Origin of the sequence: Novosphingobium sp. JCM 18896 (assembly GCF_025938095.1) — a bacterium.
Lineage (GTDB): Bacteria > Pseudomonadota > Alphaproteobacteria > Sphingomonadales > Sphingomonadaceae > Novosphingobium.
Window position 1 is genome coordinate 712,046 of sequence record NZ_JAPCZF010000001.1, and the last position, 12,094, is coordinate 724,139.

Below are 12,094 nucleotides of genomic sequence, written 5' to 3' on the forward strand. Positions count from 1 at the left end.
GAACGTATGACCGACCAAACCAAGATCCCGCTCCCCAAGGGCAATGGCGACTCGCTGATCGAGCGCGCGGTCGAAAGCTTCGGCTGGGGCCAGTTCGCGGCGCCGCCGGTGCCGGCAAGCCTGAAGCCGCAGATCGCGCCGAAGCCGGTCGCTCCCGAGCCGGTGGCACCCGCACCCGTCGAACCGGTGATCGAGGCGGCCGCACCGCAACCCGAGCTCGAACCGAGTGCACCCGAAATCGCACCGGAGACCTTTGTCGCGGCGCCCGAAGTCGCGCCGGTTGTGGCCGAGCCCGCGGTGGTCCAGGTCGAACCCGCCACGCGCCCGCTCGCGGCGCCGGTCGCGCTTTCGGTTCGTGACGACACCGCGCACCCGATCGATCGCGAGCATCTTCGCCGTCAGGGCTTCATCCAGCCCGAGGGCAACGTCACGGCGACGCTCGAGGAGTTCCGCATCGTCAAGCGGCAACTCCTGCTCAACGCCGCCGATCTCAAGCGCCAGGGCGCGGGTGCCAAGGGTCAGCGCGTGCTGATCTGCTCGCCGCATCCGGGCGAGGGCAAGACCTATTGCGCGGTCAACCTCGCGCTGGCGATTGCTGCCGAGAAGGAAAGCGAAGTCCTGCTCGTCGACGCCGATTTCGCCAAGCCTTCGGTGCTGAGCGCGCTGGGCTTGCCGGGTGGACAGGGTTTGATGGACGCGCTCGCCGATCCGGCGCTCGACGTGGCCGACCTGGTGCTCGGCACCGACGTCCCGGGGCTCAAGGTCCTGCCCGCGGGCAATGCGACCAACCGCGACAGCGAGAACCTCAACTCGTCACGGACGGCCAGTGTGCTCGATCGCCTGACCGAGGGCGCGCCGCACCGCGTGGTGATCTTCGATTCCCCTCCGGCGCTCGCGGCTTCGCCCGCTGCCGAACTCGCCAAATATGTCGGCCAGGCGCTCGTCATTTGCCGCGCCGACCAGACCGGCCAGCAATCGCTCGAGGATGCGATCTCGCTGCTGTCGGGCTGTCCCAACATCCAGCTCTTGCTGAACGCCGCGAGCTTCAGCCCGAGCGGCCGCCGGTTCGGCGCCTATTACGGATACGGAGCATGACCATGCAGTCACGCCATACGAAGCAACTGGCCGCGTTTCTGGCCGTGGGAGCCTGTGCGCTTCCGCTGGCCGCGATGGCGCAGTCGATCGGTTACGGCAACGTTTCGGGCGGCAGCGGCTCCGGCGGCAGCGCGCGCGGCGACGACGTCAGTGCGGGCGATAGCTCGGCCGCGTCCGAACGGGGCGAGCGTGCCGGTCGTGGTGGGCGGAACTCGGGCAGCCGCGGCGTCCGCGTGACGCCCTACATCGAGGCCGCGCAGATCGTCACGGCTGAGCTTTCGCCCGGTGACGACACGCTGACCTATTCGATGGTCGCCGCCGGTGTCGACGCCTCGATCCAGGGACGCAACAACGGCGCCTCGGTCTCGCTGCGTTACGAGCACCGCTTCGGCTGGGGCCGCGCGCGCGACAACAGCACGATCAGCGGCATCGCCAATGGTTACACCACTGTTGCGCCGGGCCTGACGCTCCATGCGGGCGCCCTGGCCGCGCGCACGCGTATCGACAACGAAGGCGGGGCCGTGCTCTCGCCGCTCGATCTGGGTAACGACACGGTCAGCCAGACCTATTCGGTCTACGCCGGGCCGTCGCTCACGACCCATGCCGGTCCGGTCGCGGTCAACGCCAACTACCGCATCGGCTACAGCAAGGTCGAATCGCCCGATGCTTATGTCGTGGCGCCCGGCCAGCCCGCGGTCGACGTGTTCGACGACAGCGTGAGCCAATCTGCGAACATCCATGCCGGCGTGAAGCCGGGCCAGGTCCTGCCGGTCGGTCTGGGCGCGGGGGCCAGCTACTACCGCGAAGACATCTCCAACCTCGACCAGCGGATCGAGAACTTCGCCGCGCGTGCCGACGTCACCGTGCCGATCACCAACACGCTCCATGTCGTGGGCGGCATCGGTTACGAGGATGTCGAGGTCTCATCGCGTGATGCGGTGCGCGATTCCTCGGGCGTTCCGGTGATCGGCCCCGATGGGCGCTACATCACCGACAAGAGCGGCCCACGCCAGATCGGCTACGATGTCAGCGGCCTGATCTGGGATGCGGGCGTGATCTGGCGGCCGAGCCGGCGCACGGCGCTCGAGGCGCATGTCGGCCGGCGTTATGGTTCGACCACCTACTACGGCACCTTCGCCTATGCGCCCAACCCGCGCCAGGCGCTCAACGTCTCGGTCTACGACAACATCTCGGGCTTCGGCGGCCAGGTGAGCCGTGCGCTCGAAGGCCTGCCGACTGATTTCGAGGTCGTCCGCAATCCGCTCACCGGTGGCTTCGGCAGCTGCGTTGCCTCGGTCGAGGGTGGTAATTGCCTGGGCGGCGCGCTCGGTTCGGTGCGTTCGTCGGCATTCCGCGCTCGCGGCGTCATGGCAAGCTACAACCTCAATTTCGGCCGCACGAGCGCTGGCGTGGGCGGCGGCTACGATCGCCGTCGCTTCATCGGCGCACCGGGCACGGTGCTGGCACAGCAGAGCGGCGTGGTAGACGAGAACCTGTGGGTCGCCGGCTTCCTCAGCCGCCAGATCGATGCGGACTCGACCGTCCGGGCCGACGTGCGCGCGAACTGGTTCCAGAGCGGTTCGGGCACGGCGGGCGATGGCACGGTCATCGGTGCGACGGCATCCTACTATCGCAATCTGACCCAGCGTCTCTCGGCCACGGCGGCCGTGGGCGTCGATGGGATCGATCGCGATGCACCGCTGCCGGACCAGTGGATCGCTTCGGCGCTCCTCGGCCTGCGCTACAGTTTCTAAGCCCAGGGGGCACGAATGTTCGACGAATTCTACGGGCTCAGTGGCCGGCCTTTCCAGCTCACGCCCGATCCGGCGTTCTATTTCGAGAGCCTGACGCACCGCAAGGCGCTGTCCTATCTCTCCTATGGCCTGGCCCAGGCAGAAGGCTTCGTCGTGATCACCGGCGAGGTCGGCGCGGGCAAATCGACCCTGGTTGCCTATCTGATGGCGACGATCGATCCCGCGCGGCTCACCGCCGCGCAGATCGTCACCAGCAAGCTCGACGAAGGCGAGATCATCCACGTCGTCGCCCAGGCCTTCGGGCTACCGGTGCAGGGCCATGACAAGGCCTCGGCGCTCGGCGCCATCGAGAGCTTCCTCCACGACGAGGCGCGTGCCGGCCGCCGCTGCCTGCTGATCGTCGACGAATCGCAGAACCTCTCGATCGGCGCGCTCGAAGAGCTGCGCATGCTGTCGAACTTCCAACTCGGCGCGCATCCGCTGCTGCAGACCTTGCTGCTCGGCCAGCCCGAGTTCCGTGGCACCTTGCAAGATCATTCCCAGCTCGAGCAGTTGCGCCAGCGCGTGATCGCCACGCATCACCTCGATGCGATGGAGACGGCCGAGGTTCAGGCCTATATCGAGCACCGCCTCAAGCGCGTCGGCTGGGAGGGCAATCCGAGCTTCGACCAGCGCGTCTTCGCCGAGATCTACACCGCCACTGGCGGCGTGCCGCGGCGGATCAACCAGATCGTCAACCGCCTGCTGATGCTGGGTGCTGTCGATCAGCGCAGTCACATCGACAACGCCATGCTCCAGCAGGTGCTCGGCGAACTCGGCCGCGATGCCGCGTCTGCGCGCGAACAGGCTCCGGCCGCGCCTCAGGCCGTGCCGGCGCAGGCTTCGGTAGCCGAAGTAGCACCGCAGCCGATCGAAGGCGTCGCTGCGGCGGCGCTCCACGCCGCGCTGGCCGAGCGTGACGCGCAGATCGCCGAGCTTCAGCATGCGATCGTCGAACTGGCCAACAAGATCGAAGTGCCGAGCGCCCAGAACGAACTGGCGATCCTGCGCGACCGTGTCGCCGCGCTCGAAAGTCAGGTGGTCGAGCAGGAAAGCGCCATCCGCCACACCTTGACCATGCTGATCGAGTGGATCGAGACCGAGAACGGCGCGCGCGTCGCAGCCTGACCGCTTGCGCGCCCCGCAGGGAGACCTTCGCCCGTGACCGCTGCCCTGCCTATCGAGGTGCCATCGCTTGACGAGATCCTGCGGCCGGTCAATGGTTTGTCGGTCGATGTCGAGGACTGGTTTCAGGTCGGCGCTTTCGAGAAGGTGATCGATCGGCGCGACTGGGACGGGCTGACCACGCGGGTCGAACGCAATTGCGATGCGATCCTGGCGATGTTCGCCGAAGCCGAAGTCAAGGCGACCTTCTTCACGCTCGGCTGGGTGGCCCAGCGCTATCCGGCGATGATGCGCCGCATCGCCGAAGCCGGACACGAAATCGCCAGCCATGGCTGGGATCATGCGCGGGTCTTCACGATGGATCGTGCGGGATTCGCTCTCGATCTCAAGAAGAGCCGTGAAGCCATTGAAGATGCTAGCGGCGAACGGGTCAGCGGCTATCGCGCGCCGAGCTTCTCGATCGACCAGCGCACGCCTTGGGCTTTCGCCGAACTGGCCGAGCAGGGCTATGCCTACAGCTCGAGCGTCGCGCCGATCGCGCACGACCACTACGGCTGGCGCGAAGCGCCGCGTTTCGCCTTCCGACCGCTCGCCGATGCCGATTTCGTCGAGATCCCGGTGACCACCGCCGAGTTCGCTGGTCGCCGGCTCGCGGCCGGGGGCGGGGGCTTCTTCCGCGTCCTGCCCTATGGCTTTTCGCGCTGGGCGATCCGCCAGGTCAACCAACGCGACGGACGTCCGGCCGTGTTCTACTTCCACCCGTGGGAGATCGATCCCGGTCAGCCACGCGTCGCCCACGCGCCGCTCAAGTCGAAGCTTCGCCATTACACCAATCTCTCGGGTATGGCTGGTAAGCTACGACAACTCACCGGAGATTTCTCCTGGGGGCGGATGGACGATCTCGCTCGGGGCGAGGCGCTCCGCGCCGTCGCACTGCCGGTATGAACGCGCCCTTCGTTCCTGCGCGCGAGACGCTGCGCCTGGTCGATCTGCGCGATCGCAACGAGGTTGCTCGCATCGAATCTTTCGTTGCCGCGCATCCGGAAGGGACGCCGTTCCATCGTGCCGCCTGGATTGGGGCCGTCGCCGCGGGTACGGGCAACCGGGCGCTCGCGCTCGTCGCGGAACGGCATGGCGAGATCGTCGCCTACCTGCCGCTCAACGAGATCCATTCGCCGATCTTCGGCCGCCTGCTCGCTTCGAGCGGTTTCGCGGTCGACGGTGGCCTGCTCACCAGCGACGGTGTCGATGTAGAGGCGATCGTCGCGATGGCCGAAGATCAGGCGCTGCGTCGCTCATGCCCGGCTATCGAGCTGCGCGGGGGCACGCTTCCGGGCGAACGTCCTGGGTGGACGCGTAAGACCGAATCGCATTGCGGCTTCGTCACCGAACTCGCGGCCGATGACGAGGCGCAACTCCTGGCGATCCCGCGCAAGCAGCGCGCCGAAGTCCGCAAGAGCCTGGCCAACGACTTCACCGTCGAGATCGGCACGCGGGAGTGCGATCGCGCCGCGCACTATGCGGTCTATGCCGAGAGCGTGCGCAATCTCGGCACTCCGGTCTTCCCGCGCGCGCTGTTCGATGCGGTGCTCGATCGCTTCGGCACCGATGCCGACATCCTGACCGTGCGTCACGACGGTGCGGCGGTGGCCTCCGTGCTGTCGCTCTATCACCGCGGCGCGGTGATGCCCTACTGGGGCGGTGGCACAAGGGCGGCGCGCGCGCTGCGGGCGAATGATCGCATGTATTTCGAACTCATGCGTCACGCGCGCGAGCGCGGATGCAGCCGTTTCGATTTCGGCCGCTCGAAGACCAACAGCGGTGCTTACCATTTCAAGCGCAACTGGGGCTTCGAGCCCGAGCCGCTGACCTATGCCAGCTGGACAGCGCCCGGCGAAGATCCGCGCGATGCCGATCCGACCAGCAAGAAGCATGCGCTCCAGATCGCGCTCTGGCAGAAGCTGCCATTGGCCCTGGCCAATCGCCTGGGGCCGCTGATCGCGCGGGGGCTGGGATGAGCGGCGAGATTCTGTTCATCGCGCATCGCTTGCCGTTTCCGCCCGATCGCGGCGACAAGATCCGATCGCACCACATCCTCAAGCACCTGGCGTCCCTCGCGCCGGTCCATGTCGCGACCTTTGCCGACGACGAGGCCGATTTCGCCGAGGAAGCGAGCCTCGCGAGCATGGCGGCCAGCTATTGCCTGCGCCGCAGGACCAAGCCCTTGCCGCTGGCGGCGCTCCAGGCCCTGGCGACCGGGCGGCCGGTCAGCCTGACCGCATTCCACGATCGCGCCCTGGCCGACTACGTCGCCGAGGTTCTGGCGACGCGGCCGATCGTGGCGATCTACGTCTTTTCGGGCCAGATGGGGCAATATGTCCCCGTGGACTTCACCGGGCGGCTGATCGTCGATCTGGTCGACGTCGATTCGGCGAAGTTCGAGGCCTATGCCGCCAAGCGTAGCGGCCCGATGGCGCTGGTCGAGGCCCGCGAAGCGCGCCGGCTCGCGGCGGAGGAAGCGCGGCTTGCTGCTCGTGCCGACGTCACCCTGCTGATCTCCTCGGCCGAGACGGAGTTGTTCCGCTCGCGTCTGCCGGTGGCTTCGCCCGCCGAGGTGCGCGTACTCGGCAACGGCATAGACAGCGTGGGTTTCGATCCGGCTCTGGTCTCGCCGGAGCCGAAAATGACGGCCTGCGCCGGGCCGCGGCTGATTTTCACCGGGCAGATGGACTACGCGCCGAACATCGACGCGGCGCTGCGCGTGATCGACCGTGTGCTGCCGCGTATCCGCGCCGTCCGCCCCGACACGAGCTTCCACGTCGTCGGCCGCAATCCGACCTCCGAACTGCTCGCGCGGCATGGGCGCGACGGCTGCCATGTCTGGGGACGGGTCGAAGACATCCGGCCTTGGCTTGCCGCCGCAGACTGCGCCCTGATACCGCTTGAGATCGGTCGCGGCGTGCAGAACAAGGTGCTCGAGGCCATGTCGATGGCGCTCCCCGTCGTGCTGAGCAATGAGGCGGCAACCGGTATTGCCGCGCAGAACGGCGAACACTTCGCGGTGGTCGACAACGACGCGGCGCTGGCCGAGGCGGTTCTTGCCATGCTCGACGATCCGGCAAGGGCCCGAGCAATGGGGGCGGCGGCCCGCCGCTTCGTCGTCGAGAACGCGAGCTGGGAAGCGGCGCTCGCGCCGCTGGCCGAATTCGTCGGCGGTCCGGGCAGGGTGCGTCATGCCGCATGACATAGCCGCGCGGTTGCGCGCGGGGCCGGGCCTTTTCGCGAATCTTCCCGATAGCTGGCGGCCCGCGCTGGGTCTTCTCGCGGGCGCCTGGATCGCCAATTTTCTGCTGTTCCTGTCCGATTGGGCCGACATGGCCAATCAGTGGTGGAACATCTCGACCTACAACCATGTGGTCCTGGTTCCGGCGATCGTCGCCTGGCTGGTTCACGAGCGCTTGCCGCAGCTCGCACGATTGACGCCGCAGGCCTGGGGGCCGGGCCTGGTGGTCTGCGCGGGGGCGGGGATGCTCTGGGTGCTCGGCGAATTCGCGGGGCTCTCGGTTGCGCGCCAAGCGGGGGTGGTGGCGCTGCTCGGCGGTTCGGTGCTGACGTTCCTCGGCCCCCGGATCGGTGCGGTCCTGGCCTTCCCGCTGGCCTATACGATCTTCCTCGTCCCGATCGGCGACGAGCTCATTCCCGCGCTCCAGATGATCACGGCAGCGATCACCATCGGTCTCGTTCACCTGAGCGGGGTGGCGGCGACGATCGACGGCGTGTTCATCCATACGCCGGCCGGACTGTTCGAGGTGGCCGAGGCCTGCTCTGGCGTGAAGTTCCTGATCGCCATGGCCGCCTTCGGCGTGCTGGCGGCGGAAGTCTGCTTCGCCCGCTGGCCGCGCCGCCTGGCTTTCCTGGCGGTCTGCCTGGTGGTGCCGGTTCTGGCGAACGGCGTGCGCGCCTGGGCCACGGTCTTTGCGGCGCAGTATGTCGGCGCCGAGCGTGCCTCCGGCTTCGATCACATCGTCTATGGGTGGATATTCTTCGCCCTGGTCATTGCGCTCGTGCTCGCGCTGTCGTGGCGCTTCTTCGATCGCCCGATCCATCAGCCGATGGTCGATCTCGATCGCATCGCGGCATCGCGGCTGATCGCGCGTCTCGAGACGCTACGCATCGGCACCAAGCCTGCCGTCGCCGGGCTGGTCGCGATCCTGCTCGTCGCGCAGGTCTGGGCGCGGGCGGCCGATGCGCTCGCCGCGCCGATGCCGGAGGCGATTGCACTGCCGCAGGTCGCGGGTTGGCAGCCCGTCGCCTATCGTCCCAGCCTGCCTTGGGAACCGCGCGCGCAGGGCGCCGATCATCGGTTGATGGGCCGCTATGCCGATGCCGCGGGTGATGAGGTTGACGTGTTCTTCGCGCTCTACGCGGCGCAGGGGGAAGGGCGCGAAGCCGGCGGTTTCGGCCAGGGTGCGCTGCCGCCCTCCGGCCTCTGGGCCTGGCAGTCGCCGGGACCGGCCGTGCCCGATGCCCGAACCGATCGCATCCTGGCCGAGGGGCATGTCGAACGGCTCGCCTATACCTGGTACCGCACGGGTGATCTGCTGACCGGCAGCAATGCCCGCCTCAAGCTCGCCAACATGGGCGATCGGCTGATTCTGCGCGAGAGACCGACGATGATGCTGATCGTCTCGGCCGAGGACCGGCCGGGCCGCCCGGCGAAGATCGCGATCGACCGCTTCCTCCGGGCGATCGGCCCGGCGGACCGATGGATGGACCGCATGGCCGGCCTCCGCTAGGACTTCGGCGATGTGCGGGATTGCGGGCATTTTCCATCTTTCGACGCCCAAGCCGGTCGATCCGGCGCGGGTCGAACGCATGTGCGACGCGATCGCGCATCGCGGGCCCGACGGGCAGGGCGTCTGGACCGCGCCCGGCGTGGGGCTCGGCCATCGCCGCCTGTCGATCATCGATCTCGCCGGCTCCCCGCAACCGATGGCCGCGACCAACGGTCGCGCGATGCTCGTGTTCAATGGCGAGATCTACAACTACCGCGAACTGCGCGAGGAGCTGCGCGCCACCGGGGCCGTGTTCCACACCGATGGCGACAGCGAGGTGATCCTCGCCGCCTGGCAGCGCTGGGGCGTCGATTGCCTGCCCAGGCTCCACGGCATGTTCGCTTTCGCGATCTACGATCTCGACCAGCGCACGCTGTTCCTCGCGCGCGATCGGCTCGGGGTGAAGCCGCTGTTCCTGGCGCCACTGGCCGATGGCAGCCTGATCTTCGGCTCGGAACTCAAGGCGCTGACCGCGCACCCTTTGCTGCGCCGCGAGGCCGATCCGCTGGCGGTCGAGGACTATCTGACCTGGGGCTACGTCCCCGACACGCGTTCGATCCTCAAGGGCGTCGAGAAGCTGCCGGCCGGGCACTATCTGCTGCTGCGGCACGATGCCGCGATGCCGCGGCCCGTGCAGTGGTGGGATATTTCCTTTGCCGAGCGTCGCCGCGGCAGCGCGGCCGATCTCGAGGCCGAACTGCTGCTCCTGCTACGCCAGGCGGTGACCTCGCGCATGGTCGCCGACGTGCCGCTGGGGGCCTTCCTCTCGGGCGGGGTCGATAGCTCGAGCGTCGTCGCGCTGATGGCCGAGACGAGCGCCAATCCGGTCAAGACCTGCTCGATCGGCTTCGACGTCGCCGCACTCGACGAGACCGGCTACGCCAAGCAGATCGCCGAGCGCTTCCAGACCGAGCATCGCAGCCGCACGGTATCGCCCGACGATTTCACTGCGATCGACACGCTTGCGGCGATGTTCGACGAGCCCTTCGCCGATGCCTCGGCCTTGCCGACCTGGCGCGTCTGCCAGCTTGCGCGCGAGAACGTGACCGTGGCGCTTTCGGGCGACGGCGCGGACGAGGCACTGGCCGGCTATCGCCGGCAAGTATTCCAGCGCAACGAGGATCGGTTGCGCGGGCTGTTGCCGTCATCGCTGCGTCGCCCCGTGTTCGGTGCGCTCGGTGCCGCCTATCCGAAAGCCGACTGGGCGCCGCGGATGTTCCGCGCCAAGTCGACCTTCCTGTCGCTCGCGGCGAGCAGCGAGGAAGGTTACGCGCGTGCGCTGTCGGTGACGCCGCCCGAGGTGCGCGATCGTATATACGCGCCGGACTTCCAGCGGCTGCGTGGCGACTATCGCGCCGAACAAGAGCTCGTCGACCTGATGAACCGCGCGCCCGCGCGGTCGGGGCTCGATCGCGCGCAATATGCCGATCTCAAGTTCTGGCTGCCGGGTGACATCCTGACCAAGGTCGATCGCACCTCGATGGCCGTCGGTCTCGAAGCGCGCGAGCCGCTGCTCGATCATCGCCTGATCGAATTCGCCGCAGGTCTGCCCGAAAGGCTGCGCACCCAGCGCGGGCAGGGTAAGTGGCTGATGAAGAAGGCGATGCGGCGGTATCTGCCCGACGACATTCTCTATCGCCCGAAGCAGGGCTTCGTGACGCCGATCTCGCAGTGGTTCCGCGGCCCTCTGGCCGAGGCCGCCCGGGCTATTGGCGAGAGCGCCGGGCTGGCGCGGATGGGCTGGTTCGACCGCGAACAGCTCGCCCAGATCGCCTCCGCGCACATCGCCGGACGTTCGGACAATGCGCGTCTCCTATGGCAGTTGCTGATGCTCGAGAGATCGCTGGAGCGGTTGGGCGTCGCCGGCTGACGTTTTTTGAGATCGGCGCAATTCTATACGCGCTGCGACGGCTGCTGCGCTGCCGATAATCCCGCCTGATGTTCGACCATTGTCTAATTTACGAAACGACTCGAACGCCATAGGTTGTGGTAAATTCCAAGTTAACCATACAGGATACGGATTTTTATCGTGGAATCCGCCACGCGCTCCTTTTCGAGTGGCGGTCCGGGATGGCCGAGTGGGCTGTGTTCAAAATAGCACGGTCAAGTCTAATTTATCTGCTATGCACAGTGTTTATACGTAGTCGTGGTCCGTCCGAGGACGCCTCGCGAGGCAAAATCCTTTTGCCAAGGGAGTCCGTGCTCGCGTAGATTCTGAAGTGGCCGCGATAACATAACAACTGGCAGCGGGGTCGTAAGCGGGGTTATGTATGGATCGGCTAAGCGGCGATCTTGATAGACGGACTGAACAGGACGGCGTGGAAGAAGCGCCGGCCATTCCTTTGACCGACGACGTCGAGCTGCTGCTCGAGCGGTCGGAACGGCGCTTGGCCGTCCCCGAGCGGCTGCTCAATCTCGAAGAGCTCGACGTGCTCTACGACGAAACCAAGCAGGCGCTGTGGACCTTCATGCGGCCCAAGGATCGGCCGAGCTTCACGCGTACGATGCTGACCGATTTCGAGGCCTGGCAATCGCTGATCAAGCAGGGCTTCGGCCCCGGCCGTCTGCCGCTGCGCTATCTGGTCCTCGGCAGCCGTGCGCCGGGCGTCTTCTGCTTCGGCGGCGATCTGGCGCTGTTCCACCAGCTCATTCGCGAGCGTGATCGCGAGGCACTTGCAGCCTACGGTTATCGCTGCGTCGAGATCCTCGATCGCAACATGCACGCGCTAGATCTGCCGATGCTGACCATTGGCCTGGTCCAGGGTCAGGCGCTGGGCGGGGGCTTCGAATCGCTGCTGTCGTTCGACTTCATCATTGCTGAGCGTGGCTCGACCTTCGGCCTGCCCGAAGTGACCTTCGGTCTGTTCCCCGGCATGGGCGCGCACGCGATCCTGTCGCGCAAGCTCGGTGCGGCGATGGCCGATCGCATCATTCTCTCGAACGAGACCTATTCGGCCGAAGAGATGTACGATCTCGGCATCGTCCACCAGCTCGCGCCGGCGGGCGAGGGCGTTGCCGCGGTGCGCGACTTCATGGCCAAGACCGACCGGCGCCACGCCGGCGTGGTCAATGCGCGCCGCGCGACGCGCGTCGCCAACCCGATCGAGATGTCCGAATACTACCGGATCGTCGACCTCTGGGCCGACGCGGCGCTGCAACTGCGCGAGCAGGATCTCAAGCTGATGCAGCGGCTTGCCAGCGCTCAGGCGCAGAAGGCGATGCTGGCGCGGGCTTCCTGAATTTTAA

The 12,094-nt window shown here is 67.1% G+C and carries 9 protein-coding genes; all 9 read left to right on the forward strand.

The features are described from left to right. Positions 1-6: 6 nt before the first annotated feature. The 9 genes from OLX23_RS03485 to OLX23_RS03525 all read left to right on the forward strand — a co-directional run bounded on the left by OLX23_RS03485 (position 7) and on the right by OLX23_RS03525 (position 12,087). Positions 7-1,095, forward strand: coding sequence for a capsular biosynthesis protein (locus OLX23_RS03485; protein WP_264443096.1), 1,089 nt, complete (start codon positions 7-9; stop codon positions 1,093-1,095). Next, on the forward strand, positions 1,092-2,849 hold the full coding sequence (locus tag OLX23_RS03490; protein WP_264443098.1) for a preprotein translocase subunit YajC: 1,758 nt from the start codon (positions 1,092-1,094) through the stop codon (positions 2,847-2,849). The genes OLX23_RS03485 and OLX23_RS03490 overlap by 4 nt, the downstream gene beginning before the upstream one ends. A 15-nt stretch (positions 2,850-2,864) precedes the next feature. Continuing rightward, the gene (locus OLX23_RS03495) at positions 2,865-4,016 is read left to right on the forward strand and encodes an XrtA/PEP-CTERM system-associated ATPase (RefSeq protein ID WP_264443100.1); all 1,152 of its coding nucleotides are present in this window, start codon (positions 2,865-2,867) and stop codon (positions 4,014-4,016) included. A gap of 33 nt (positions 4,017-4,049) precedes the next feature. Next, positions 4,050-4,958, forward strand: a complete 909-nt coding sequence (locus OLX23_RS03500) for an XrtA system polysaccharide deacetylase (protein ID WP_264443101.1) — start codon at positions 4,050-4,052, stop codon at positions 4,956-4,958. After that, positions 4,955-6,031: a FemAB family XrtA/PEP-CTERM system-associated protein gene (locus tag OLX23_RS03505; RefSeq protein WP_264443102.1), complete on the forward strand. Its 1,077-nt coding sequence runs from the start codon at positions 4,955-4,957 to the stop codon at positions 6,029-6,031. The genes OLX23_RS03500 and OLX23_RS03505 overlap by 4 nt, the downstream gene beginning before the upstream one ends. Then, positions 6,028-7,257: a TIGR03087 family PEP-CTERM/XrtA system glycosyltransferase gene (locus tag OLX23_RS03510; RefSeq protein WP_264443104.1), complete on the forward strand. Its 1,230-nt coding sequence runs from the start codon at positions 6,028-6,030 to the stop codon at positions 7,255-7,257. The genes OLX23_RS03505 and OLX23_RS03510 overlap by 4 nt, the downstream gene beginning before the upstream one ends. Continuing rightward, the gene (xrtA, locus tag OLX23_RS03515) at positions 7,247-8,809 is read left to right on the forward strand and encodes an exosortase A (protein ID WP_264443106.1); all 1,563 of its coding nucleotides are present in this window, start codon (positions 7,247-7,249) and stop codon (positions 8,807-8,809) included. Before OLX23_RS03510 ends, xrtA begins: the two co-directional genes overlap by 11 nt. A 10-nt stretch (positions 8,810-8,819) precedes the next feature. Then, complete coding sequence (locus OLX23_RS03520) at positions 8,820-10,718, forward strand: XrtA/PEP-CTERM system amidotransferase (RefSeq protein WP_264443107.1); 1,899 nt, start codon at positions 8,820-8,822, stop codon at positions 10,716-10,718. 448 nt (positions 10,719-11,166) lie between these two features. Next, a complete protein-coding gene (locus OLX23_RS03525) occupies positions 11,167-12,087 on the forward strand; it encodes a crotonase/enoyl-CoA hydratase family protein (RefSeq protein ID WP_264443108.1) in 921 nt (306 codons plus the stop codon). The last annotated feature ends 7 nt before the right edge of the window (positions 12,088-12,094 follow it).